This window comes from Microbacterium elymi (assembly GCF_021582895.2).
GTDB lineage: Bacteria > Actinomycetota > Actinomycetes > Actinomycetales > Microbacteriaceae > Microbacterium > Microbacterium humicola.
This window is the reverse complement of sequence record NZ_CP091139.2, coordinates 161219-185441: the sequence shown is the minus strand read 5'-3', so window position 1 is coordinate 185441 and position 24223 is coordinate 161219. Positions and strand designations below refer to the sequence as shown.

Here is a 24223-nt window from a genome sequence, read left to right as displayed (position 1 = left end):
CGGGAGTGCTGCGGGCCATTGACCGCGACCGGTTCCGGGTCATCCCGATCGGGATCACCCGGGACGGGGCCTTCGTGCTCGAAGAGGACGACCCCGACAAGTTCGCGCTCGATCCGGCCCGTCTGCCCGAGGTCGTCGACAACGGCACCCGGATCGTGTGGCCCGATTCGGCGCGCAGCCGCGAACTGAAGGTGACGGATGCCTCGGGCACGCACTCGCTCGGGGAGGTCGACGTCGTGCTTCCCATCCTGCACGGGCGCTGGGGCGAGGACGGCACGATCCAGGGGTTCCTCGAGCTGCTGGACCTGCCGTACGCCGGGGCGGGGCTGCTGATGTCGGCCATCGGGATGGACAAGCACACCACCAAGCATGTGCTGCAGGCCGCCGGGGTGCCGGTCGTGCCGTGGGTGACCGTCACCCGTCCGGGGCTGGACCGCGACCGCCGGATGTGGGAGCAGCGGATCCGGGCGCTCGGGCTGCCGGTGTTCGTCAAGCCCGCGCGTGCCGGGTCGAGCGTGGGCGTGTCGCGGGTGGACGCCTGGGAGACGCTGGATCACGCGCTGGCGACGGCGTTCGCCGAGGACGACACGGTGCTGGTGGAGCAGGCCGTCGTCGGCCGCGAGCTGGAATGCGGCGTGCTGGAGAGCCGCGACGGCGGTCTTCCCCGGGTGAGCGTGGCCGGCGAGGTCGTGATCACCGGGCGGGACTTCTACGACTTCGCGGCGAAGTATCTGGATGCCCCGGGCATCGATCTCGTCTGTCCCGCCGAACTGAGGCCCGGCGAGCTCGACGAGATGCAGCGCATCGCCGGGCGGGCCTTCGAGGCCGTGGGCGGGCAGGGACTGGCGCGGGTGGACTTCTTCTTCACCGGGACCGAGTTCTTCGTCAACGAGCTGAACACCATGCCGGGCTTCACCCCGATCTCGATGTTCCCGAAGTGCTGGATCGCCAGCGGGATGAGCTACCGCGAGCTGATCTCTGATCTGCTGAACACGGCTCTCAGCCGCTGACGGTGTCCGGAGCGGTGCACTTCGCGTTCTGCGTCGTCTGGGCCGCCACCAGCCGGCCCAGCTGGGTCAGGACCGCATTCGGGTCCACCGAGGCGTCCCCGCCGCCGACGAACAGCTGCACCGCGGGCGTGCGCCCGTAGCTGGTGATGCGGAAGTCGGGCTCGCTGCGCCTCGTCGACGAGCCAGTCCACTCCGCCCAGTGAGACGCACTTGATGGTGCTCGGCCCGGGCGGGGTCACGCCGCAGGTCATGATGATCCGGGTCGGGCTGCCCATGCGGCCGTCGACTGGGCGTCGGTCCAGGCCCGCTGCTGGCCGTCGAGGTTGCCGGGCAGGCGGACCATGATCGCCGCGCACTTGGGGTTGTTCGCATCCTTGGCCGGCTCGAGCGAGACCGTCGTGGAGCACCCGGCCAGAGCGAGCGCCAGTGCGAGGACGGCGGCCGCGCGGCCGAGTCGGGTTCGGGTCACCCCTCCAGGCTAACCCGCACCCGGGTCGCCGGAGCGCCGCAGGACGGCGGGGAGCGCGCGGTGAAGCAGAATGGGGACGACGGTCGCGCTCGGACGGCCGACACTGACCGCAGCGGACGGGAGGACCGGCGTGACCGAGCCGAAGGCGGACCCGATGGTCGGCGAGCTGAGCGAGGCCGCCGTCCTGGGCGCGATCCTTGCGCGCATCGGCCCGTCCGCGGCGCTGGTCGGTCCCGGTGACGATGCGGCGGTGCTGGAGGCGCCCGACGGCCGCATCGTGGCGACCGTGGACACGCTCGTGCACGGCCCGGACTTCCGCTTGGCCTGGTCGACGGGCTTCGACCTGGGCTGGAAGGCGGCGGCGGTCAACCTCGCCGACGTCGCGGCGATGGGTGCCCGCCCGACTGCGCTGCTGGTGGCGTTGGCCCTGCCCGAGGCCACCCGGCTCTCGTTCGTCACCGCCCTCGCGGACGGCCTGCGTGCGGCGTGCGCGGCCCTGGCCCCGGGGTGCGCTGTCGAGGGCGGCGATCTGACCGTGTCGGACACGCTGACGGTGGCGGTGACCGCGCTCGGGGCGCTCGACGGTGCGCGCCCGGTGCGCCGCAGCGGGGCCCGTCCGGGCGACGCCCTCGCCCTGGCGGGCGAGGCGGGGCTGGCCGCGGACGGTCTGCGGATCCTGTTCGACCGGTTCCGGGATGCCGACGGGCGGCCGGTCGCGGTCGACCGCGGCGCGCTGCGGCCCGAGCAGCGCCGGGCCGTGGACGCCCAGCTGCGTCCGTCCCCTCCGATCCTGCTCGGCCCGGCGGCGGCGCGCGCCGGCGCGACGGCGATGATGGATGTCTCCGATGGGCTCGTGCTGGATGCGACCCGGCTCGCCGACGCCTCGCAGGTGACCGTCGACCTCGATCCGACAGCTCTCGGCCCGGACCCCGATGCGGCACTGGCCGGCGGCGAGGATCACGCGCTGCTCGCGGCGTTCCCGGCCACGATGCCGCTGCCCGAGGGATTCCGGCGGATCGGGCGGATCGCCGACCGCGGGCCCGGCGCGGTCACCGTCGCCGGTGCGCCCTACGCCGGACGCGGCGGGTGGGACCCGTACCGCGACTGGGATGCCGCGGGCGGCTGATCACGGCGTGCCGGTCGCGCGCAGCCACCACAGCACGGTGTCGCCGTAGCGCTTGGTGCGCTCCTGCTCCAGGCCCGGCGTCGCAGCGGGAGCTCCGGCGCGCGCGCCCCGCTCGAGCACGACGAGCGCGTCGGGGCCGAGGTGGGGGACGAGCGCGGCCAGCATGGCCGCGGTCTCGTCGTCGCCCACCGCATAGGGCGGGTCGGCGAAGACGAGGTCGTAGGGCCCGCGGGCAACGGCCAGGAACGCCGCCACGGCCGCCCGATGAACCCGGGCGGAGGCGCCTGTGCACGCCGCGGCCACCCGGGCGGCGTTCCCGCGCGCCACCTGGGCGGCGCCGGCCGCGCGCTCCACCAGGTCGGCACTGCGCGCGCCGCGGCTCAGCGCCTCCAGCCCCAGCGCGCCGGAGCCGGCGTACAGGTCGAGGACGGCCGCATCGTCGAGCTCGCCGCCCGCCTCGAGCGCGCCGAACAGCGATTCGCGCACGCGGTCGCTGGTGGGCCGGGTCCCGGCCGACGGGACGTCCAGTCGGATGCCGCCGGCTCGGCCGGCGATGATGCGGGTCACCTCCCCACCCTACAAAGCCGCGACGCTGCGAACCCCTGTCGGCCCTGGTGCCTAGACTCGGATCCATGTCGGTGTACACGCTCGAGACGCGCCTGGACGGCGCGCTCGGCGGCAAGAGCGCCGGCGCCCTGAAGCGCGCGTTCGGCATGCACACCGTCGCGGATCTGCTCGCTCACTACCCTCGCCGATACGCCAAGCGCGGCGAGCTGACCCCGATCGACTCGCTGGTGGTCGGCGAGCAGGTCACGATCGTGGCCCGGATCAAGCACGCCTCCGAGCGGCCGATGCGCCAGCGGCGCGGCCGACTGCTCGAGGTCGTCATCACGGACGGGCACGGCGATGTGCAAGCTGACGTTCTTCAACCAGAGCTGGCGACTGAACGAGCTGCAGGTCGGCCGCCAGGGCATCTTCTCCGGCAAGGTCGGCACCTACGGACGCGGCAAGCAGTTCGCCCACCCCGAATACGAGCTGTTCGACGACGTCGGCATGGCGCGCATGACGGCCGAGGCGCAGGCGAACGAGCCCATCCCCATCTATCCGGCGACCTCCGCGGTCTCCAGCTTCGCCCTGCGCAAGATGATCGTGATGATCCTCGACGGGCTCGGCGAGATCGCCGACCCGCTGCCGGAGGACATGCGCGCCCGCCAGGGACTGCTGACCGCCCGACAGGCGCTGGAGCGCATCCACCGCCCCGACTTCGAGGACCAGGCCGACGATGCGCGTCGGACCCTGCGCATGCACGAGGCGCTGGTCCTGCAGACGGCCCTGCTGGCGAGCGGCAGTTCGTGCGCGCGCTGTCGGCGACCGCGCGTCCGGCCGGCGAACTGCTGCGCGCCTTCGACGCGGCGCTGCCGTTCGCACGCACGCCGGATCAGGTCGCCGTCGGCGAACGGGTCGCCGCCGACCTCGTCGCCGACTGGCCGATGAATCGGCTGGTGCAGGGCGAGGTGGGGTCCGGCAAGACCCTCGTGGCGCTGCGCGCGATGCCTGCAGGTCGCCGAGTCGGGCGGACAGTCCGCCCTCATCGCCCCCACCGAGGTGCTGGCCGGCCAGCACCTGCGCTCGATCACCCGGATGCTGGGCCCGCAGCTCGCGCCACGGCTGATGCCCACCCTGCTGACCGGACAGCTGTCGGCGCCCGAGCGCCGTCGCGCCGCCCTGCGGGTGGCCGCCGGGCAGGCGCTCATCGTCGTGGGCACGCACGCCCTGCTGAGCGCGAGCACGACCTTCGCCGACCTCGGGCTGGTCGTGGTCGACGAGCAGCACCGGTTCGGCGTGGAGCAGCGCGAGACGCTGCGCGCGAAGGGCAGCGCCCGCACGCGCTCGTGCTCACGGCCACCCCGATTCCGCGCACCGTGGCGATGACGGTGTTCGGCGACCTCGACGTGTCCACGATCCGCACGATGCCGGAAGGGCGGGCCGGCTTCGAGACGTTCGTGGCGCCGGTGGCCGAGAAGCCCGCCTGGTTCCCACGGGTCTGGCAGCGGGTGGCCGAAGAGGTGGCCAAGGGGTTCCAGGTCTTCGTCGTCTGTCCCGCGATCGACGTGGAGGCCGGCGCCGGGAAGGACCTGGACGACGCCGACGAGCTCGCCGAGGCGGACGGCGAGACCAGGCCGATGCGATGGGGCGTGGCCCAGGCCGCCCAGCTGCTGGCGCAGGCATCCGCTGTTCGCCGCGCTCCGCGTGCAGACGCTGCACGGACGCATGCCCGCCGACCAGAAGGACGCCGTCATGCGGTCGTTCGCCGACGGCGAGATCGACGTGCTCGTGGCCACCACTGTGATCGAGGTGGGGGTGGACGTGCCGAATGCCTCGACCATGGTGATCCTCGAGGCCGATCGCTTCGGCGTCTCGAGGCTGCGACCAGCTCGCGCGGGCGAGTGGGGCGCGGGTCCGTGCCGGGGCTCTGCCTGCTGGTGACCGAGGCCGCCGAGCACACGCCCGCCCGCCAGCGGGTGGATGCGGTGGCTCGGACCGCCGACGGATTCGAGCTGGCCGAGGTCGACCTGCAAGCTGCGGGCGAGGGCGACGTGCTGGGCGACGTGCAGTCCGGCGCGCGCTCGTCCCTGCGCCTGCTGCGGGTGATCAAGGACGCCGACCTGATCGCGATCGCGCGGCAGGAGGGCGAGACGATCCTGGACGAGGATCCCGCGCCTGCGGCATCCCGGCCTGTCCGACGCGATCGAGCGGCGTCTGGACACGTCCGCGCGTGCGGCGCTGGCCAAGAACTGAGCCGGGTCCTCCACGGCATTCAGGAAGCGGACAGGTCGACCGGTAGGCTGGCAGCGTGAGCAACCGGATCGCCGTCGTCCCGGGGTCGTTCGACCCGCCCACCCTCGGCCACCTCGACGTGATCCGTCGAGCCGCCGCACTGTACGACACGGTGCACGTGCTGGTCGTGCACAACCCCGACAAGCAGGCGATGCTGCCGATCGCGCAGCGGCTGTCGCTGCTGGAGCAGTCCATCGCCGAAGACGGGGTGGTCGGCGAGATCGTGGTGGCGTCCTGGAGCATGGGCCTGCTCGTGGACTACGCGACCGATGTGAACGCCGGCGTGCTGGTCAAGGGCATCCGCTCGCAGGTGGATGTCGCCTACGAGACGCCGATGGCGATCGTGAACCGCCATCTCGCCGAGATCGAGACGGTGTTCCTGCTTCCCGACCCCGCGCACGCGCTGGTGTCCAGCTCGCTCGTGCGCCAGGTCGCCGGGCTGGGCGGCGACGTGGCGCCGTACGTGCCCGGCGCGGTCGCGCGGTTCCTGGACACGGGTTCGCGCGGGATCTGACGCGCCGAGCCCGGCGCGTCGGCGGCAGGTAGACTCGCCGGGTGAGAAATCGTCGTCCCGGCCCGTTCAGCACCCTGGTGCGCGACATCGTCCGGCACCCCGGTGAGATGCGCGAGACCTCCTTCGACGTCGTGCTCTCCGAGCGCTGGGGCGAAGGTCTGGTCGCCGTCGAGTCCGGCGAGACCGTGCGCCTGGACGTGCGGCTGGAGTCCGTGCACGAAGGCATTCTGGCCACCGGCGACGCGCGCACCCGGTACACCGGGCAGTGCGGGCGCTGCCTCATCGACATCGCCGCGCCGGTCGAAGTCGAGTTCCAGGAGCTTTTCGCGTATCCTGGAGAGGAAGCGAACGACTTCGAGGTTCAAGACGACCACGTGGATCTTGAAACTCTGGTCCGGGACGGCATCGTCCTGGCGCTTCCGTTTCAGCCGGTGTGCCGGCCGGACTGCCCGGGGTTGGACCCCGTCACGGGCGAACGTCTGGCCGACGTGTCGGACGCAGCACCCCCTCAGAGCATCGACCCGCGGTGGTCGGCCCTGGCGGAGTTCGCGCCCGAGCCGGCCGAGGGAACAGACGATTCTGCGCCCCGATCCCAGACCTAGAGAACGAAGGATGAACAGCCATGGCAGGTAACCCCCCGAAGCGGAAGGTCTCCCGCTCCAACACGCGCTCCCGTCGTGCGCAGTGGAAGGCCGAGGCGCCCGCGCTGGTCAAGACCGTCGAGAACGGCAAGGTCGTCTACAGCCGTCCGCACCAGGCCAAGGTCGTCACCGACTCGCAGGGCACTGAGCTGTTCCTGGAGTACAAGGGCCGCAAGGTCGCGGACGTCTGATCGACGTCCGATGAGGCGGCCGGCGGGAGATTCCTCCCAGCTGATGGAGAAGCTCGGGGTCGACATCGACTCCGAGCTTCTCTCGCTCGCCTTGACACATCGCTCGTACGCCTACGAGCACGGGCACCTGCCGCACAATGAGCGGCTGGAGTTCCTCGGCGACTCCGTCCTCGGACAGGCCGCCACCGTCCTGCTGTACACCCGGCATCCCGAGCTCGAAGAGGGAGCCCTCGCCAAGCGCCGCGCCAGCGTCGTCTCGACCGTCGCGCTGGCCGAGGTCGCTCGCAGCATCGGCCTCGGCGCCTACCTGCGGCTCGGCCGCGGCGAGGACCAGACCGGCGGACGCGACAAGGACTCGATCCTGGCCGACACGATGGAAGCGGTGATCGGCGCCACCTACATCTCCGCGGGGCAGGATGCCGCCACCGCCCTGGTGCAGCGGCTGATCGAGCCGCTGCTGGCCGACCCGGACCGCTACGGCGCGGCCGTGGATCCCAAGACCAGCCTGCAGGAGCTGGCGGCGCGGCTGGGTTTCCCGCCGCCCGCCTACCGGATCGACGCGACTGGACCCGACCATGACCGGGTCTTCACCGCCACGGTCGCGGTGGGCGACGAGCAGCGCAACGGCACCGGGACGAGCAAGAAGCACGCCGAGATGGCCGCCGCGCTGCTGCTGTGGCGCGCCCTGTCCGAGCGGACCTGATCGGTGCCGGAGCTGCCCGAGGTCGAGGTCGTCCGCCGCGGCCTCGCCCCGGCCGTGAGCGGCGCCCGCGTCATGCGGGTGACCGTGCACGACCCGCGCGCCCTGACGCGGCATGCCGGTGGCGACGCTGACTTCGTGGGCGCGCTGACCGGGTCCACGCTCGAGTCGGCGGTGCGCCGGGGCAAGTTCCTGTGGCTGCCCGTGGCCGGCACCTCCCACGTGCTGATCGGCCACCTCGGGATGAGCGGTCAGCTCCTGCTCCGCGCCGCCGACGCCCCGCAGGAGCGCTTCGAGCGCATCCGGATCGGGCTGCGGCATCCCGTCCACGGCGACATCGCCGTCGTGTTCGCCGACCAGCGCACGTTCGGCTCGCTCGCCGTCGACACCCTCGTGCCGACCGCGGACGGCGCGCCGGGTGGTTGGGGCGACGCTGCCCAGTGGTGCCGACCCAGGTCGCGCACATCGCGCGCGATCCGCTGGATCCCGCCTTCGACGACGCCGCGTTCCGCCGGCGCCTGGCGCACAAGGACGTCGCGGTGAAGCGGGTGCTGCTGGATCAGCCCGTGGTCAGCGGCATCGGCAACATCTACGCCGACGAGTCGCTGTGGGCGGCCCGCATCCACCCGTCCACCCCCGCGCAGGCGCTTTCCACCCGCGCGGTGCACCGGCTGATGGCCGAGGTCCGGGGTGTGCTCCAGAAGGCTCTGAGCGAGGGCGGCACCAGCTTCGACGCGCAGTACGTGAACGTGAACGGCGAGGCCGGCTACTTCGCGCATTCGCTGAACGCGTACGGCCGCACCGGACTGCCGTGCGCCCGATGCGGCCGCCCCATCGTGCGGACCTCGTTCATGAACCGGTCGAGCCACTTCTGCGCGCGGTGCCAGCGGATGCCCCGCCCGCCCGCCCTCAGCGGCTGAGCGTCTTCTTCCAGGCGCCGTTGTAGGCGACCGGCACGAAGCCGATCCGCTCGTTGATGTCGAGCATCGGCTGGTTCTCCTCCGCGTTGTACGTGATCACCCGCGGCGAACGGGGAGCGATCTGGTGCCAGTCGTGCAGGGCCTGACACTTCACGAGCAGCCCCAGCCGGTGCCCGCGATGCTCCGCCAGGACCAGGGTGTCCTCCTGGCTGGTGGCCGCGGTGCGGTCGGTGCCGATCACGAGCTCGTTGAACGCGGCCAGCTCTCCCGTGGCGATGTGCTGCGCGGCGGTCACGTGCAGCGTGCGCCCCGCCTCCAGATAGGGCCGCTCGTGGTCGGCCAGGCGTGCAGCATCCCAGACCTCGTCGTCGAACTCGAGGGCTGCCGAGGGGGCGTCGGTGACCATGCGCGACTTCATCCAGGCATAGCCGTCGACGTACTCGGCGGGTGTGGGCACAGCCCACTGCACCACCCGGTATCCGGTGGCCGCCGCCCGGGCCTCCGCGAGCAGCCTCTCCACGTGTGCACGCGCATCGTTGGTCAGCGCGAGCACGCTGTTGCGCTCGATCTGCTCGAGCGTGTAGCCGTGCGCGCGCATGAAACGGGCCGTGTGATCCAGCGGCAGCGAGCCGAAGCCGGTGGGCGGGACAAGACGTTCGGCGCCCGCGGCGTCGTCGGTGCCCGCGGCGCTTGCATGGTCGCTCCAGGCCTGCAGCACGCTCCGGCCCTGCGCGCGGGCGGCGTCCTCGAGCAGGCGATGCGCGGCCCTGCCGATGCCGCGGCCCCACGCACGCCGCAGAGCTCGATGTTGGTGAACGCGACCCGCGAGCCGTCTTCGAGCGGGAGCTGCAGGGCGGCCCGTCCGACGACCTCCCCATCCAGCAGGGCGATCCACATGAGGGTGCGCTCGTACTCCTGGCTCCGCAGACGGGCAGCGCTCGGCGGGCGTCATCCGCTCATCGTCGTTGCCGTTCATCTCGCGGTAGGCCTCATTGCGGACGTCCACCATCGCGATGAAGTCCGCGGCGTCCGCGTCGTCGAGGGATGCCGGGAACGTGAGCGGGCGCAAGCTCGATCTCGTCGGTGGTGGCCATGGGGGTCTCCTTCGTGCCGGGCGAGGGTGAGGCGGGGGTGCGGGTGACCCGCACCCCGTCACCGGTACTGCTGACTGACGATCGCGCGGACCAGATCGGCCTCGCGCTGAGTGGCTGCGAACCCGTCGCGGGCGAGTGCGCGCACGGCGCGGGCGTTCCGCTCCGCGCTGCGGTGGGCACGACGCTCGTTGCGCAGGCAGGACCCAGAGACTGAATCGCAGTGCGAGCCGGTCGGGAGCCGAGATCCGGATGTCGTGGGTGAGGTCCGCGAGATCCTGCAGTCGTTCCTGATCGGGGGGACGCGTCGATGACGACGTGGTGTTCATGATGTGAGCTCTCTGAAGAATGAGATTGCCGGTGCGTGCACCGGGGAGTGTCGCCGAGAGCGACGGAAGAAGCACGACGAGATGGTCGTGCGGGCGAACGTCGGTGAAGACGGCGCGGACGCGGGTGAAGCGGATCGCTTCTGACCCCGCTAGCAGGCAGTGCCCGCGAAGACGCCGATGGCGGCCCCCGGGAATGCGCTGCTGTGCGCGACACTCGCGAACGCGGTCGGTTCGTTGATCATCATCGGTGGGCCTCCTTTCGGCTCGGGTCCGAGCTTGGCTCAGACGCAAGAAATGACACTAGTGGCGTGGCGGGCGCCTCGTCAAGCACATTCGCAGAATCGGAGGGAAGTCGGGCGTGTCGCGACCGGAAGTGCCGTCGTCGCGGCCCGTCGCGGCGGTGCGACCCTCGGCATCCGGTAGCGTGTTCCGGTGATCGACCGGGGCGGGAAGGCGCGACCATGCACCTGAAGAGCGTGACGCTCAAGGGCTTCAAGTCGTTCGCCGCGTCGACGACCTTCCTCCTGGAGCCCGGGGTCACCGCCATCGTCGGGCCGAACGGCTCGGGCAAGTCGAATGTCGTCGACGCGCTGGCCTGGGTGATGGGCGAGCAGGGCGCCAAGACCCTCCGCGGCGGCAAGATGGAGGACGTCATCTTCGCCGGCACGTCCACTCGCGGCCCGCTCGGGCGTGCCGAGGTGCAGTTGACGATCGACAACGCCGACGGCGCATTGCCGATCGACTACGCCGAGGTCACCATCAGCCGCACGCTGTTCCGCAACGGTGCGAGCGAGTATGCGATCAACGGCCAGTCCTGCCGACTGCTGGACGTCCAGGAGCTGCTGAGTGACTCCGGCCTCGGCCGCGAGATGCACGTGATCGTCGGCCAGGGCCGCCTGGATACCGTCCTGCAGGCCTCTCCGGAGGAGCGACGCGGCTTCATCGAAGAGGCCGCCGGCATCCTGAAGCACCGCCGGCGCAAGGAGAAGACCGTCCGCAAGCTGCAGGCGATGGAGGCGAACCTGATGCGGCTGAGCGATCTGGCCGGCGAGCTGCGCCGTCAGCTCAAGCCGCTCGGACGCCAGGCCGAGATCGCCCGCGAGGCCGCGACGATCGCCGCGGTGGTGCGCGACGCGAAGGCGCGGCTGTTCGCCGACGAGCTGGTAGGGCTGCGCGCGGAGCTGGCGGCCGCGGCGCAGAACGAGCAGGAGCGGCATTCCGAGCGCCTGGTGCTGCAGGATCGCGCGGACAGCCTGCACAGCCGGATCGGCGAGCTCGAGGCCGATCAGCGCTCCGAGGCGGTGGACCGGGCGCGTGGCGTGGTGTTCGCGCTGGAGCAGGTGCAGGAGCGCTTGCGCGGGCTGTACACGCTCGCCGGGCAGCGCCTGACCCTCCTGGCCGACGACGACGACGCGCACGCCGTGCAGACGACGGTGACGCAGGCGATGATCGACCAGGTGCGGGACGGGATCGGCGAGATCTCCTCGGGTCTCGGTGCTGCGCAGGATGCCGCCGCCGCGGCCGCTGTCCAGGTCGTGCGGGCTCGGGGCGAACTTGATGCGCTGGACACCGACATCGCCGCGCAGAGCGCCCTGGTCTCGGAGCACGACATGCGGATCACCGCGCTGCGCGGATCGGCCGAGGCTGCGGCATCCGCCCTGGAGGCCGTGCAGACGGCCGTGACCCGACAGCAGGCCGCGCTGGATGCCGCCGTGACCCGCCGCGGCGAGGCCGAGCAGGCCCTGGCCGCGCTGGACCCCGAGGCGATGACGGATGCCGCGTCCGCCGAGCACGCCGCCGCCTATGAGCGCAGCCAGCGCGAGGCGACGGACGCCGAGTCCGAGGCGGCCTCGCTGCGCGAGAGGCTGCACGCCGCCGAGCGGGAGAAGGACGCGCTGACCGCCCAGACCGCCGCCCTGTCACGGGCGCTGGACGTGCGCAACGGCGCGTCGGAGCTGATCGAGGACGCCGGCCCCGGCATCCGCGGGCTGGTGCTCGAATCCGTGCAGGTGCACCCCGGCCACGAGGCGGCGATCGCCGCCGCGCTGGGGCCGCTGGCCGAGGGCGTGCTGGTCGACCGCGCCGAGGATGCGCTGTCGCTGGCCCGCGCCGCCCGCGACGGCGACGTGGGCGTGGTGGACATCGCGATCGCGGAGGCGACCGTCGCGATCGCCGACGAGCCGGCCCCGCCCGGACTGGTCCGCGCCGCGGACCTGGTCACCGCGCCGGACGGCGTGCGTGCGCTGCTGGCCTCGGTGTACGTCGCCGACGACCTGGAGCAGGCTCTGGCGGCCGTGCGGTCCGCCGGGCGGACGATCACGGTGGTCACCGGCGACGGCGAGGTGGTGACGCCGTTCACGGTGCGTGCGGGTTCGGGACAGGGCCGATCCCGTCTGGAGCTGGCGGCCGAACGGGATGCCGCGGCCGAGCGCCTCGCCGAGGTCCGCGTCGTCGCCGACTCGCTGCGCGAGGCGCTGGCCGAGCGGGTGACGGCGCTGGACGATGCGCGTCGGCGTGCGAAGGCCGCGCTGCAGACCCTGCGGGAGCATGACGCCGCCCTGGCCGCGCAGGCCGAGAAGCTCAACCGGGCGACGGTCCGGCACGAGTCCGCCGTCGCCGAGTGCGACCGCCTGCAGGCCACTCTGCGCCAGGCCGAAGCCGCCGTCGATGAAGCCGAGGCGTCCGCCCGCTCGGCGCAGGAGCAGCTGGATGCCGCGCTGGAGGCGCCGCGCCCGATGCTCGACGCGTCGGCCCGCGACGGACTGCTGGACGAGCTCGAGGCGGCGCGGGACGCCGAGATGCGTGCCCGGCTGGAGGTCGAGACGCTCAAGGAGCGGGTGCGTGCCGAGGAGAGCCGCGCCCGATCGCTGGAGCAGCAGCGGGAGCGCGAGAAGGCGGCCGCCGCCGAGGCCGCCCGCCGCACCGTGATCCGGCGCGCGCAGCGCGACGTGGCCGCCGGGGTCGCGGAGCGGCTGCCGGCACTGCTCGACTCGATCGACCGCTCGGTCAGCGAGGCCCGCGTGGGGCTGGCCGCGGCCGAGAGCGAGCGGACGGCGGTGACCGCCGAGCTGGCGCAGCTGCGCGCCGACGACGCCGGCGTGCGCGAGCGGCTTGCCGGGCTGACCGAGAGCGTGCACGGGCTGGAGATGCAGATCCACGAGAAGCGGCTGCACGTGACGAGCCTGCTGGAGCGCGTGCACTCCGAACTCGGACTCGAGGAGGATATTCTCGTTTCGGAATATGGTCCGGATCAGGAGGTCCCGAACGACGACGACCCAGATGATGCCCCGACCGCCTTCGACCGTGCCACCCAGGCACGACGGCTGCAGGCGGCGGAGCGCAAGCTCGCACAGCTCGGCCGGGTCAACCCGCTGGCTCTGGAGGAGTTCGAAGCGCTCGAGCAGCGTCACAAGTTCCTCACCGAGCAGCTGGGTGATCTGACCCAGACCCGCACCGATCTGATGGCGATCATCGACGAACTCGACGAGCGGATGCAGTCCATCTTCCTCGCCGCCTTCGAGGACACCCGGGTCGCGTTCGGAGAGGTCTTCCCGATCCTGTTCCCCGGCGGCGCCGGCTCGATCTCGCTGACGAACCCGGATGACCCGCTGACGACCGGGATCGAAGTGGCGGTGCGCCCGGTGGGCAAGAAGATCGAGCGCCTGTCGCTCGCTCTCCGGTGGGGAACGCTCCCTGGCGGCGGTGGCGCTGCTGACGGCGATCTTCAAGGCGCGCCCGAGCCCGTTCTACATCCTCGACGAGGTCGAGGCCGCGCTGGACGATGCGAACCTCGGCCGGCTGCTGGGCGTGTTCGAACAGCTGCGGGTCTCCAGCCAGCTGATCGTGATCACCCACCAGAAGCGGACGATGGAGATCGCCGACGCCCTCTACGGCGTCTCGATGCGCCAGGACGGCGTCTCGGCGGTCGTCGGCCAGCGGGTCGGCGACCGCAAGGCCCGTGAGAGCGAGCCCGCGGCGGTCTGACCGGCAGGGCCTCCGCGTGCGCGCAGTCCCGCGCCCCGTAGGCTGGACCGCATGGCGGAGAAGTGGTCATTGGGCGCGCGCTTGCGCGGCATGTTCGTCAAGCCGACGATCGACGAGACGACCTGGGACGACCTGGAGACGGCGCTGCTGACGGCTGATTTCGGCCCGGAGATCACCGAGCGGATCGTCGACGACCTGCGCGCGAAGGTGGAGCGGTTCCACACGACCGACCCGCAGGATCTGAAGCGGATGCTGGTGGAGACCCTCGAGGAGCACTTCGCCGCGTTCGACACCACCCTGACCCTCAGCGAGCGTCCGGCCGTGGTGCTGGTGGTGGGTGTGAACGGGGTGGGCAAGACCACCACCATCGGCAAGTTCGCGAAGTTCCTGCAGCGCTACGACCGCTCCGTGGTGGTGGGCGCGGCCGACACGTTCCGTGCGGCGGCGGTGGACCAGCTCGCGACCTGGGCCGAGCGTGCAGGTGCGGCGATCGTACGCCCGCAGGGAGGGCCAGGACCCGGCATCCGTCGCCTTCCAGACCATCGAGTACGCGAAGACCCACGGCACCGAGATCGTCATCGTCGACACCGCCGGCCGGCTGCACACCAAGGGCGGCCTGATGGACGAGCTCACCAAGATCCGGCGCGTGATCGAGAAGCAGGCCCCGATCAGCGAGGTGCTGCTGGTGCTGGATGCCACGACCGGGCAGAACGGCGTGATGCAGGCGCAGGCCTTCCTGGAGCACGCGGGCGTGACCGGTCTGGTGCTGACCAAGCTCGACGGCTCCGCCAAGGGCGGCTTCGTCCTCGCGGTGCAGGAGCGCACCGGCATCCCGGTCAAGCTCCTCGGCCAGGGCGAGGGCATCGCGGATCTCACCGGTTTCACCCCGCACGTGTTCGCCGCCGCGCTGGTGGAGTGAGCGGACGGACTACCGCATCCGTGCCACGCCTGGTTTCATAAGGGCATGGCGATCGAACACGACTACTTCGGACTTCTCGAATCCGGCCCCGACGGTTCGATCTTCTGGTCCGAGACGATCGAGCTGGGCGACCAGGCGGTCTCGGTCGACTTGACCGCTCCGGACGAGGACGACGTGTCGCAGGCCGCACTGGATGTGGCGGCCGCCATGATCACCGCGATCGAGACGGTCGACCGCGCCGCCCGCAACGCCATGGTCTCCGAGCTCGACGACCGCACCAGCGAGGTGATCGAGTACATCCTGCAGCAGCAGGAGAGCCTCGGCGACGAGCTCGAGGCGCTGCTGGTGGACATCTCCGGCGACACGCACGTGGACGTCATCCGCTCGCTCCGGCTGATGAGCATGACGATCCTCGCCGACGAGCACGGGGGGTCCGAGCCGTTCGCCGTGATGGAGTACGCGCTGGATCCGGACAGCGACGAGGTGCTGCTGGTGAACCTGGACACCAACGGCGACGTGCAGTCGGTCACCAGCGCCGACTGAGCCGACCCGGCATCACACCGCCTGGGCGAACCCGCGCTCGGCGTGCACGTCCGCGGCGATGTGCGCGAGGTGGGGCGGGATGTCGCGGCCCTGCGTGAGCATCGACTGCGCCCAGAGGCGCCCAGCCCGATACGAGGAGCGGACGAGGGGTCCGGCCAGCACGCCGAGGAACCCGATCCGCTCGGCCTCCTCCTTGAACGCGACGAACTCGTCGGGCTTGACCCACCGCGCCACCGGCAGATGGCGAGGAGAGGGGCGCAGGTACTGGGTGATGGTGATGATGTCGCAGCCGGCCTCGCGCAGGTCGGCCAGGGCGCGGACCACCTCGTCCGGCTCTTCGCCCATGCCGAGGATGAGGTTCGACTTCGTGATCAGTCCCGCGTCGCGCGCCTGGGTGAGGACATCCAGGGAACGTTCGTATCGGAACGCGGGGCGCACGCGCTTGAACAGGCGGGGCACGGTCTCGACGTTGTGCGCGAACACCTCGGGCCGAGCCTGGAAGACCTCGGACAGGAGCGCCGGGATGCCGTTGAAATCGGTCGCCAAGAGCTCGACGCCGGTGCCGGGGTTGACCTCGTGGATCTGCCGGACCGTCTCGGCGTTCAGCCAGGCGCCGCCGTCATCCAGGTCGTCGCGGGCCACGCACGTCACGGTCGCATATCGAGCCCCATCCGGCGCACGCTCTCGGCGACCCGGCGCGGTTCGTCCGCGTCGAAGTCGGCGGGCTTGCCGGTGTCGATCTGGCAGAAGTCGCAGCGCCTCGTGCACTGCGAACCGCCGATCAGGAACGTCGCCTCGCGATCTTCCCAGCACTCGTAGATGTTCGGCAGCCGGCCTCCTGGCAGACGGTGTGCAGCCCTTCGTCCTTGACCAGCTGGTGCAAGCTCGGTGTATTGCGGACCCATTTTCGCCGTGGTGCGGATCCACTCCGGCTTGCGCTCGATCGGGGTCTGCGCGTTGCGCACCTCGAGCCGCAAGCCGGCGCCCCTCCGGGACCGCCGCGCTCATGCCAGCACCCCGGAGTATTCGGCCGCGAACGTCGCCGAGACCGCATCGAGGATCTCGGCGGGGAGACGTCGCGCCCGACCACCTCGGTCACGGTGGTGACCCCGGCGTCGGCGATCCCGCATGGGATGATGCCGCGGAAGCCGGCGAGTGCGTTGTCGCAGTTGATCGCGAAGCCGTGCATCGTCACGCCCTTCTCCACCCGCACGCCGATGGCGGCGACCTTGTCTTCGGACGGGCCGCGGCGCACCCAGACGCCGCTGCGGCCCTCGACCTGGTATCCGTCGACGCCGAGCGGATGGAGGATCCCGATCGAGCAGCCGCTCCAGTCGCCGCACGTGTGCGACCACGTCGATCGGCTCGCCCAGCCGCACGATCGGATAGCCCACCAGCTGCCCGGGTCCGTGCCAGGTGATCTTTCCGCCGCGATCGACATCGATCACTTCCGTGCCGTCCTGCGGCCGCTCGTGCGGCTCGGTGCGCTTTCCGGCCGTGTACACCGCCTCGTGCTCGAGCACGATCAGCGTGTCGCGCCGGATGCCGCGGACGACCTCGTCGTGGACGCGGCGCTCAGCGCCCAGCCGTCGCGGTACGGGACCAGGGCCGGCGCGAGTCCGGCGTTCAGGATGTCGAGCACGGATCCTCCTGCGATGCGTGTTGTTGGCTGCGGTCCAACAATACGCCTCCGGTCGCCGCGTGCCGACCCGCACGCGCCGCCCGTACCCTGGGGACATGTCCGCATCGCCCGAGGCCCGCGCCGGCCGTCCGCGCGCCTCGTCTCGCGAGACGCTGGCCGAGGCCGCCTGCGAGCTGTTCCTCGAGCAGGGCTATCACGCGACCTCCGTGGCCGACATCACCACCCGGGCCGGCGTCAGCCGGTCCAGCTTCTTCAACTACTTCTCGGCCAAGGGCGACATCCTGTGGGCGGCCTTCGACGAGCGGCTGGATGCCGCGGTCGAAAGCCTGCGTGCCGGGGTGTCGGTGCGCGAGGCGATGCGCGGGATCGCCGCCGACTTCGCCCCGGACAGCCTCGCGCTGGCCGTCGCCAACGCCGACGTGATGGGGCTGGGCGAGGAGCTGGAGCGCGAGCGGGCGATCCGGCAGGCGCGGCTCGCGCGTGCGGTCGCCGACCGGATGCGCGGCGACGGCGCCGTGCCGCTGAGGGCCGAGGTGCGCGCGGCGGGCGTGGCCGGTGCGGTGCTGGCGGCGGTCTGGGACTGGGCCGAAGCCGGCCCGGGCCGCAGCGCACTGGCCGGAGTGCTCGCCGAGGCCCTCGACATCGCGCTGGGAGCCGCGCCGACGGCCGGGCCCCGGCATCCGCTCCCGTAGAATCGGGGGATCATGGCTACCTTCGGCACCCTCTCCGACCGGCTCACCGAGACCTTCCGGAACCTCCGCACCAAGGGCAAGCTCTCGCCCGCCGACGTCGACGGCACCGTCCGCGAGATCCGTCGCGCGCTGCTGGACGCCGACGTCGCGCTGTCGGTGGTGAAGGACTTCACCGCCACCGTGCGCGAGCGTGCGCTCGGCGACGAGGTGAGCCGGGCTCTGAACCCCGCCCAGCAGGTCGTGCAGATCGTCAACGAGGAGCTCGTCGGCATCCTGGGCGGCCAGCAGCGTCGGCTGCAGTTCGCGAAGAACCCGCCGACCGTGATCATGCTCGCCGGCCTCCAGGGGTCGGGCAAGACCACGTTCGCCGGCAAGCTCGCGAAGATGCTGGAGAAGGACGGGCACACGCCCCTGCTGGTCGCCGCCGACCTGCAGCGGCCGAACGCCGTCAACCAGCTGCAGGTGGTCGCCGAGCAGGCTGGGGCGACCATCTACGCACCCCAGCCCGGCAACGGCGTCGGCGATCCGGTGCGGGTGGCCCGGGACGGCGTCGAGCAGGCGCGACGGGCCCAGCACGACGTCGTCATCATCGACACCGCCGGCCGGCTCGGCGTGGACGCCGAGCTGATGAAGCAGGCCGCCGACATCCGTGCCGCCACCGAGCCGGACGAGGTCCTGTTCGTCATCGACGCGATGATCGGACAGGATGCCGTGAACACGGCCAAGGCGTTCCAGGACGGGGTCGACTTCACCGGTGTCGTGCTGTCCAAGCTCGACGGCGACGCCCGGGGCGGTGCCGCGCTGTCGGTGGCGTCCATGACCGGACGCCCCATCATCTACGCGTCCACGGGCGAGGGCCTGGACGACCTGGAGCCGTTCCACCCGGACCGCATGGCCAGCCGCATCCTGGACCTCGGCGACATCCTCACCCTGATCGAGCAGGCGCAGGAGGCCTTCGACGAGGAGGAGGCCCGCAAGGTCGCGGACAAGCTGGCGACCGAGCAGTTCACGCTCGAGGACTTCCTCGAGCAGATGCAGCAGATGCGCAAGATGGGCTCGATGAAGAAGATGCTCGGCATGCTGCCGGGCATGGGCCAGATGAAGCAGCAGCTGGACGACTTCGACGAGCGCGAGATCGACCGCACCGAGGCGATCATCCGATCGATGACCCCGAGCGAGCGACGGAGCACGAAGCTGCTGAACGGCTCGCGGCGCCTGCGCATCGCGCGCGGATCGGGGATGACCGTCACCGACGTGAACCAGCTCGTCCAGCGGTTCGAGCAGGCCGCGAAGATGATGAAGACGGTCGCCCGCGGTGGCGTGCCCAACGTCCCCGGCATGGGCTCGATGGGCAAGCCGGGCGCTTCCAGCAAGCGCGGCAGGCAGCAGAAGAAGAAGGGGTCGCGATCGGGCAACCCCGCCCGCCGGGCCGCCGAGAACGCCGGGATCGCCGCGGAGCCGGCCGCCCCCACCGGATCAGGCTTCGGGCTCGGATCGGGCAAGGCCGCCGGCACGGGCGCTCCCACCGAGAGCGACCTCGCCGAGGTGCAGAAGCTGCTCGGCGGGCGCTGACCCCGCCGGTCAGAGGGGACCCGGCCGGCCGGGTGCCGGATCGCCGCCGGACCGGACGAAGCCGGACTCGTACGCGAGGACCACCGCCTGGACCCGGTCTCGGACGCCGAGCTTGGCGAGCATCCGCGCCACGTGGGTCTTGACCGTGGTCTCGCCGAGGTACAGCCGCATCGCGATCTCGGCGTTGGACAGACCCTGCGCGACGAGCCGCAGCACCTCGGCCTCGCGGTCGGTGAGCGTCGCGAATGCGCGGTTCGCGGAGGCCTCGGACGGGCGTCCCGCGTATCGCTCGATCAGCCGCCGCGTGATCGTCGGCGCCAGCAGGGCGTCACCCGCGGCCACCTGTCGGATCGCCGAGACGAGCTGCTCGCGCGGCGCGTCCTTGAGCAGGAATCCGGTCGCCCCCGCCCGCAGCGCGTCGTAGACGTACTCGTCGGCGTCGAACGTGGTCAGGATCAGGATGCGCGCGCCGCCGCCTTCGGCCGACAGCCGCCGGGTCGCTTCGATGCCGTCCATGACCGGCATCCGGATGTCCATCAGGACGACGTCCGGATGCCGCGCGTGCGCCACGTCGAGGCACTCCCGGCCGTCGGCCGCCTCACCGACGACATCCATGTCGGATTCGAGGTCGAGGATCAGGCGGAAGCCGGTGCGCACGAGGAGCTGGTCATCGGCGATGAGCACGCGGATCATGAGTCGGCTCCCTCGTCGTCCAGCGGGATGTCCACCGTCAGCGCGAACCCGCCCTCCGGCGTCGGCGCGGTGCGCAGCCGGCCGCCCAGCGTCCGCACCCGCTCCGCGATCCCGACCAGGCCGTACCCGGTGGATGCCGACAGTGCGGGTCGCTTCGTGCTGGGCCCGTTGCGCACCTCGATGTGCAGGACGGACGCCGCACGCCGCACACCCACCTGCACCGACGCGCCCGGTGCGTGGTGCAGCGCGTTGGTCAGCCCCTCCTGCACCGTGCGGTAGGCGACCAGGTCCACCGCTGCCGGCAGCGCAGCGGTCAGGTCCTGCACGTCCAGGGTGACATCCACCCCCGCGGCCCGTGCGCGCTCGGCGAGCTGGGCGATCGCGGCCACCCCGATGGCGTCGGCGCCGTCGTCGGCACGCAGCACGTCCAGCAGCGACCGGATCTCGGTGAGCGCCTGGCGCGCGGTCGCGCCGATGGCCTCCACCGGCGCGGCCGCCCGCGCCGGGTCCTTGGCCAGCGCGGCCTGCGCGGCATCGGACTGCACCGCGATCACGCTGAGACTGTGCGCCACGACGTCATGCAGCTCCCGTGCGATGCGCACGCGCTCCTGCGCGGTCGCCAGGCGTGCGGCATCCTGCTGGCGACGCTCGGCAGAGCTCACCCGCAGCCGCCAGTACCGGCTGGCGCGACCGAGCAGCCACAGCCCCCCGAACAGCAGGACGATGAAGAGGAAGTCGATGCCGTTCCCGATGCGCTCCTGGATCAGCAGGGACGCGACGAACACGACGCCGGCAACCGCCGCGACCCCCTCGGTGCAGTGCGCGGCCAGCGAGTACATGCCGATCGCGTACACGGCCAGCGACCACAGCGAGCCGGGCGGCTGGGACAGCAGCGTCTGGACGAAGCCCGTCACGATGAGAAGTCCGATGCACACGAGCGGGGAGCGCACTCGCCAGGCCAGCGAGCCGGCCGAGAGAACCGCGACCGGCAGGGTCAGCGCGAGGGGTCCTTCGGCGGGATTGCCGGTAAGCACGCTGAGAACAGCGATGACGACGAACAGCCCCGCCAGCGCCGCGTCGGGCGCCGGCACGCCGGCGACCGTGGCGAGCCCGAAACGGCGCAGCGCTTGCGCGCACCTGCTGCATGGCGCCACTCTATGGCCGCGTGCGCGGCCGCACGTCCTCCGCAAGGAGGACGGGGTCCTCCGGGCTGGCGAGGCGGATCGGCCGCACGCCGGACGCGGCGCGCCCCCGCTCGGCGAGAGCGTGGCCTCAGCGGCGGGCATCAGGGCTCGTCCGAAGCGAAGGAGCACGACATGGACGACACCACGCACACGAGCGACACGCGGATGCGCCGGATGGCCGCGACGACCCTCACGATCGGCGTGCTGAGTCTGATCATCGCGACGATCATGCAGTGGATGCTGCAGCCGACGTCGCCCGCCGCGACGCCGGCCGACGTCGCGGCGCAGTTCCCGGTCGCGTGGAACGCTCTCGGCCTGATCTCGGTCTTCGGACCGATCGCGTGGCTGGCGGCGATGCCGGCGATCATGCGGCTCACAGCGCCACGCGGCCGGATGGTCACCGTGATCGGCGGCGCCCTCACCGCGCTCGGACTGGCCGTGGGCATCGGACATCTCGCGCTGTTCTTCGGGCTGTTCGGAACGATCGCCGGGTCCGGACTGGATGCCGCCGGCGTGCAGCATCTGATGGCGGGTTCGGACGCCGATCTGCTCACCACCGTGCTGCTGATCGTGTTCCTGGTTGCGTTCGCCGTCGGCCCGATCGTGCTCACCGTCGGCCTGCGGATCGGCCGGGCGGTGCCGGTGTGGGTGCCGGTCGCGGCACTGGTCACCGCGGCGGCGAGCTTCTTCGGCGGACCGATCGCCGGGATCGTGCAGCCTGCTGGCGCTGATCGCCGTGCTGGGCCCCGGTCGCGGGTGCGCTCGCTGCGCCGCATCCCGAGCCCCGCGGCGGCGGCCATCTCGGCGGGGGAGAGCACGGCGACGCGCCGGTGACGGCCGGTTCGCGGCATCCGCTCCGATCTGGCAGAATTGAAGGCTGGAGCGCCGCCCGACCCTCTATCCGGCGTGCGTCTCCACCTTCGAGCTTCCGCCGGGTGTGCACCCCACTCTCCAGGCGACCGGTTCATCACCACTACACACATTCAGGAGAATCGTGGCTGTCAAGATCCGTCTCAAGCGGCTCGGCAAGATCCGTGCCCCGTACTACCGCATCGTCGTCGCCGACTCGCGCACCAAGCGCGACGGCCGGGTCATCGAGGAGATCGGCAAGTACCACCCGACCGAGGAGCCCTCGCTGATCGAGGTCGACTCGGAGCGCGCGCAGTACTGGCTGGGTGTCGGCGCGCAGCCGACCGAGCAGGTGCTGGCCCTCCTCAAGCTCACCGGCGACTGGGGTCGGTACAAGGGCGACAAGGACGCCGTCTCGACCGTCAAGGTCAAGGCCGAGAAGGTTCCGTTCGAGGTCGACTCCGCCAAGAAGTCGGTCGTCAAGCCGAAGGCCGAGAAGAAGGCCGAGCCCGCCCCCGAGGCGGCCGAGCCCGAGGCCCCCGCGGCCGACGCCGAGTAATCGCCGTGCTGACCGCCGCGCTCGACCACATCGTCAAGGCGATCGTCGATCACCCCGACGATGTGCGCATCGATGAGTCCACATCACCCCGTGGTGATGTGCTCGAAGTGCACGTGCACCCCGATGACCGGGGCCGCGTGATCGGGCGCGGCGGACGCACCGCCAAGGCACTGCGCACGCTCATCGCCGCTCTTGCGGACGGTCGACGCGTGCGCGTCGACGTCGCGGACGACTGAGATGGTGCGGCAGGACCCGCCGGCAGGGGCTGACACGCCCGGGAAGTCGGCGAAGAGGCACGCCCCGAAGCCGGTCGGCACCCAGCTGCGCGCCGGCCGTCTGGTCAAGGCACATGGGCTGAAGGGCGCGCTCAAGCTCGAGCTGTACACCGACGACCCGGACCGCCGCTTCGTCCCCGGAGCCACGTTCACCCTGCAGGTTCCCGAGTCCTCACCGTGGCATGGCAAGACGGTGACCGTGCGCGAGCTGAAATGGCTGAACTCGAACCCGGTGGTGTTCCTCGAGGGCGTCGAGGACCGGACCGCTGCCGAAGAGCTGGTCAAGGCGATCCTGTGGGTCGAAGCCGACACGACGGTCGAGAACGACGCCTGGTACGACCATCAGCTGGTCGGCCTCGAGGTGCTGCGCGACGGCACGCGCGTCGGCCGCGTCGCACGGGTCGACCACCTGCCTGCACAGGACCTGCTGATCGTCCAGCAGGGGGATCGCGAGGTGCTGGTCCCCTTCGTGAAGGCGATCGTGCCCGAGGTGGATGTCGTCGCCGGGCACGTCGTCGTGACCCCGCCGGCCGGCCTGTTCGAAGAGCTGCCGGCCGAAGATGACCCGCCCGCCGCGCCGGCGGGCGAAGGCTGACAGCCGCCGTCACACCGGCCCTGCTCGTCGCTGGCTAGGCTCGATGGGTGCGCATCGACATCCTCACGATCTTCCCGTCGTACTTCGATGTCCTGGCGGTCTCGCTGCTGGGCCGGGCTCGCAGCTCGGGCTCGCTGCAGGTGGACGTGCACGACCTCCGCGACTGGACGCACGACCGGCACCGGACGGTCGACGACACGCCATACGGCGGCGGCGCCGGCATGGTGATGAAGCCCGAGCCCTGGGGTGAGTCGCTGGATGCCGTCGCCGGCCACGCCGAGCGGCCCACCATCATCTTCCCGTCGCCGGCGGGCGAGGTCTTCACCCAGGCGACCGCGCGCGCGCTGAGCGACCGTGAGCACCTGATCTTCGGATGCGGTCGGTACGAGGGCATCGACGAGCGGGTCTTCGACTACGCCGCCGAGCTCGGCGACGTGCGGCTGATCAGCCTCGGCGATTACGTCCTGAACGGGGGAGAGGTCGCCGTCATGGCGATGGTGGAGGCCATCGGCCGGCTGATCCCCGGCGTCGTCGGAAATCCGGAGAGCCTGGTCGAGGAATCGCACGAAGACGGACTGCTGGAGTACCCGAGCTACACGAAGCCCGCCGTGTGGCGGGATCGGGCGGTTCCGCCGGTGCCGCTCAGCGGCAACCACGGCGCGGTCGACGCCTGGCGGCGCGAACAGCAGCTCGAGCGGACTCGCGAGCGCCGGCCCGACCTGCTCGAGTCGTAGCCGACGGCGGGTGCCGAAGAGGCCCGCCTATCCTCTCCAGTGTCGTAACCCCGTTCTATCGTGGGGAGTATGGAAAGACAGGGTGACCCGGATACAGCATCCGGTACGACGGTCCGCGGCCACGCGGTGTTGCCCGGTGCAGTGTCGGACGTT

Annotated in this window: 20 protein-coding genes and 6 pseudogenes; 18 read left to right on the top strand and 8 right to left on the bottom strand. The window is 71.6% G+C overall.

Features of this window, described 5'->3' with window-relative positions; genetic code table 11:
* The first annotated feature begins 5 nt into the window (after window positions 1-5).
* Window positions 6-1010, top strand: a complete 1005-nt coding sequence (locus L2X98_RS01000; RefSeq protein ID WP_259612056.1) for a D-alanine--D-alanine ligase family protein — start codon at window positions 6-8, stop codon at window positions 1008-1010.
* Here L2X98_RS01000 and L2X98_RS00995 read toward each other — a convergent pair.
* Window positions 1000-1131, bottom strand: coding sequence for a hypothetical protein (locus L2X98_RS00995; protein ID WP_259612055.1), 132 nt, complete (start codon window positions 1129-1131; stop codon window positions 1000-1002). The two genes, L2X98_RS01000 and L2X98_RS00995, sit on opposite strands and share 11 nt — an antisense overlap.
* 126 nt (window positions 1132-1257) lie before the next feature.
* On the bottom strand, window positions 1258-1479 hold the full coding sequence (locus tag L2X98_RS00990) for a hypothetical protein (RefSeq protein WP_259612054.1): 222 nt from the start codon (window positions 1477-1479) through the stop codon (window positions 1258-1260).
* Between the two features lie 130 nt (window positions 1480-1609).
* On the opposite strand from L2X98_RS00990, the gene thiL reads away from it, so the two are divergent.
* The gene (thiL, locus tag L2X98_RS00985) at window positions 1610-2605 is read left to right on the top strand and encodes a thiamine-phosphate kinase (RefSeq protein WP_259612053.1); all 996 of its coding nucleotides are present in this window, start codon (window positions 1610-1612) and stop codon (window positions 2603-2605) included.
* Here thiL and rsmD read toward each other — a convergent pair whose 3' ends face one another.
* The gene (rsmD, locus tag L2X98_RS00980; RefSeq protein WP_259612052.1) at window positions 2606-3172 is read right to left on the bottom strand and encodes a 16S rRNA (guanine(966)-N(2))-methyltransferase RsmD; all 567 of its coding nucleotides are present in this window, start codon (window positions 3170-3172) and stop codon (window positions 2606-2608) included. It abuts the gene before it with no gap.
* Window positions 3173-3237: 65 nt separating this feature from the next.
* Between rsmD and L2X98_RS00975 the strand changes: the two are divergent.
* From L2X98_RS00975 to mutM, 6 genes and pseudogenes are all read left to right on the top strand, one after another.
* A pseudogene (locus L2X98_RS00975) lies at window positions 3238-5404 on the top strand (ATP-dependent DNA helicase RecG).
* 55 nt (window positions 5405-5459) lie between these two features.
* Window positions 5460-5957, top strand: coding sequence for a pantetheine-phosphate adenylyltransferase (gene coaD, locus L2X98_RS00970; protein WP_259612051.1), 498 nt, complete (start codon window positions 5460-5462; stop codon window positions 5955-5957).
* Window positions 5958-6064: 107 nt separating this feature from the next.
* Window positions 6065-6559, top strand: a complete 495-nt coding sequence (locus L2X98_RS00965) for a YceD family protein (protein ID WP_259613405.1) — start codon at window positions 6065-6067, stop codon at window positions 6557-6559.
* A 20-nt stretch (window positions 6560-6579) separates the two neighbouring features.
* Window positions 6580-6789: a 50S ribosomal protein L32 gene (rpmF, locus tag L2X98_RS00960; RefSeq protein ID WP_050721097.1), complete on the top strand. Its 210-nt coding sequence runs from the start codon at window positions 6580-6582 to the stop codon at window positions 6787-6789.
* Window positions 6790-6799: 10 nt separating this feature from the next.
* On the top strand, window positions 6800-7492 hold the full coding sequence (gene rnc / locus L2X98_RS00955; protein WP_259612050.1) for a ribonuclease III: 693 nt from the start codon (window positions 6800-6802) through the stop codon (window positions 7490-7492).
* A gap of 3 nt (window positions 7493-7495) precedes the next feature.
* Window positions 7496-8409 (top strand): annotated as a pseudogene (gene mutM, locus L2X98_RS00950) (bifunctional DNA-formamidopyrimidine glycosylase/DNA-(apurinic or apyrimidinic site) lyase).
* On the opposite strand, the gene L2X98_RS00945 reads toward mutM, so the two are convergent.
* Window positions 8399-9478 carry a GNAT family N-acetyltransferase gene (locus L2X98_RS00945; protein ID WP_259612049.1) on the bottom strand — a complete coding sequence of 360 codons (1080 nt, stop codon included), beginning with the start codon at window positions 9476-9478 and terminating at the stop codon, window positions 8399-8401. The pseudogene mutM and the gene L2X98_RS00945 sit on opposite strands and share 11 nt — an antisense overlap.
* Window positions 9479-10290: 812 nt before the next feature.
* Between L2X98_RS00945 and smc the strand changes: the two are divergent.
* From smc to L2X98_RS00930, 3 genes and pseudogenes are all read left to right on the top strand, one after another.
* Window positions 10291-13813 (top strand): annotated as a pseudogene (gene smc / locus L2X98_RS00940) (chromosome segregation protein SMC).
* Window positions 13814-13864: 51 nt separating this feature from the next.
* A pseudogene (gene ftsY, locus L2X98_RS00935) lies at window positions 13865-14732 on the top strand (signal recognition particle-docking protein FtsY).
* A gap of 45 nt (window positions 14733-14777) precedes the next feature.
* Window positions 14778-15275 (top strand): DUF2004 domain-containing protein, encoded by a 498-nt coding sequence (locus L2X98_RS00930; RefSeq protein ID WP_259612048.1) that lies wholly within the window; start codon window positions 14778-14780, stop codon window positions 15273-15275.
* 12 nt (window positions 15276-15287) lie between these two features.
* Here the strand turns inward: L2X98_RS00930 and lipA are convergent.
* Together lipA and lipB are read right to left on the bottom strand one after the other, a co-directional pair.
* A pseudogene (lipA, locus tag L2X98_RS00925) lies at window positions 15288-16283 on the bottom strand (lipoyl synthase).
* Window positions 16280-16917 (bottom strand): annotated as a pseudogene (lipB, locus tag L2X98_RS00920) (lipoyl(octanoyl) transferase LipB). The pseudogenes lipA and lipB overlap by 4 nt, the downstream one beginning before the upstream one ends.
* Before the next feature lie 95 nt (window positions 16918-17012).
* On the opposite strand from lipB, the gene L2X98_RS00915 reads away from it, so the two are divergent.
* Entirely contained in the window at window positions 17013-17609 is a 597-nt protein-coding gene (locus L2X98_RS00915) for a TetR/AcrR family transcriptional regulator (protein WP_259612047.1), read from the top strand.
* A gap of 12 nt (window positions 17610-17621) precedes the next feature.
* Entirely contained in the window at window positions 17622-19181 is a 1560-nt protein-coding gene (gene ffh / locus L2X98_RS00910; protein WP_259612046.1) for a signal recognition particle protein, read from the top strand.
* Window positions 19182-19190: 9 nt separating this feature from the next.
* On the opposite strand, the gene L2X98_RS00905 is transcribed toward ffh, so the two are convergent.
* Both L2X98_RS00905 and L2X98_RS00900 read right to left on the bottom strand, forming a co-directional pair.
* Window positions 19191-19874 carry a response regulator gene (locus L2X98_RS00905; RefSeq protein WP_259612045.1) on the bottom strand — a complete coding sequence of 228 codons (684 nt, stop codon included), beginning with the start codon at window positions 19872-19874 and terminating at the stop codon, window positions 19191-19193.
* On the bottom strand, window positions 19871-20965 hold the full coding sequence (locus L2X98_RS00900; protein ID WP_259612044.1) for a sensor histidine kinase: 1095 nt from the start codon (window positions 20963-20965) through the stop codon (window positions 19871-19873). Before L2X98_RS00900 ends, L2X98_RS00905 begins: the two co-directional genes overlap by 4 nt.
* Window positions 20966-21190: 225 nt before the next feature.
* On the opposite strand from L2X98_RS00900, the gene L2X98_RS00895 reads away from it, so the two are divergent.
* The 5 genes from L2X98_RS00895 to trmD all read left to right on the top strand — a co-directional run bounded on the left by L2X98_RS00895 (window position 21191) and on the right by trmD (window position 24070).
* On the top strand, window positions 21191-21892 hold the full coding sequence (locus tag L2X98_RS00895; RefSeq protein WP_259612043.1) for a hypothetical protein: 702 nt from the start codon (window positions 21191-21193) through the stop codon (window positions 21890-21892).
* A gap of 160 nt (window positions 21893-22052) precedes the next feature.
* A complete protein-coding gene (gene rpsP / locus L2X98_RS00890; RefSeq protein WP_259612042.1) occupies window positions 22053-22466 on the top strand; it encodes a 30S ribosomal protein S16 in 414 nt (137 codons plus the stop codon).
* A 5-nt stretch (window positions 22467-22471) separates the two neighbouring features.
* Window positions 22472-22702 carry an RNA-binding protein gene (locus tag L2X98_RS00885; protein WP_259612041.1) on the top strand — a complete coding sequence of 77 codons (231 nt, stop codon included), beginning with the start codon at window positions 22472-22474 and terminating at the stop codon, window positions 22700-22702.
* 1 nt (window position 22703) lies between these two features.
* On the top strand, window positions 22704-23336 hold the full coding sequence (gene rimM, locus L2X98_RS00880; RefSeq protein WP_259612040.1) for a ribosome maturation factor RimM: 633 nt from the start codon (window positions 22704-22706) through the stop codon (window positions 23334-23336).
* Between the two features lie 47 nt (window positions 23337-23383).
* Complete coding sequence (gene trmD / locus L2X98_RS00875; RefSeq protein ID WP_259612039.1) at window positions 23384-24070, top strand: tRNA (guanosine(37)-N1)-methyltransferase TrmD; 687 nt, start codon at window positions 23384-23386, stop codon at window positions 24068-24070.
* The last annotated feature ends 153 nt before the right edge of the window (window positions 24071-24223 follow it).

Excerpts from the sequence above, each read along its gene's own strand:
- rpmF (WP_050721097.1), top strand. The coding sequence starts at position 6,580 with ATGGCAGGTAACCCCCCGAAGCGGAAGGTCTCCCGCTCCAACACGCGC.
- L2X98_RS00930 (WP_259612048.1), top strand. The coding sequence starts at position 14,778 with ATGGCGATCGAACACGACTACTTCGGACTTCTCGAATCCGGCCCCGAC.
- rnc (WP_259612050.1), top strand. The coding sequence starts at position 6,800 with ATGAGGCGGCCGGCGGGAGATTCCTCCCAGCTGATGGAGAAGCTCGGG.
- L2X98_RS00965 (WP_259613405.1), top strand. The coding sequence starts at position 6,065 with ATGCGCGAGACCTCCTTCGACGTCGTGCTCTCCGAGCGCTGGGGCGAA.
- L2X98_RS00915 (WP_259612047.1), top strand. The coding sequence starts at position 17,013 with ATGTCCGCATCGCCCGAGGCCCGCGCCGGCCGTCCGCGCGCCTCGTCT.
- ffh (WP_259612046.1), top strand. The coding sequence starts at position 17,622 with ATGGCTACCTTCGGCACCCTCTCCGACCGGCTCACCGAGACCTTCCGG.
- rimM (WP_259612040.1), top strand. The coding sequence starts at position 22,704 with ATGGTGCGGCAGGACCCGCCGGCAGGGGCTGACACGCCCGGGAAGTCG.
- L2X98_RS00895 (WP_259612043.1), top strand. The coding sequence starts at position 21,191 with ATGGACGACACCACGCACACGAGCGACACGCGGATGCGCCGGATGGCC.
- L2X98_RS00905 (WP_259612045.1), bottom strand. The coding sequence starts at position 19,874 with ATGATCCGCGTGCTCATCGCCGATGACCAGCTCCTCGTGCGCACCGGC.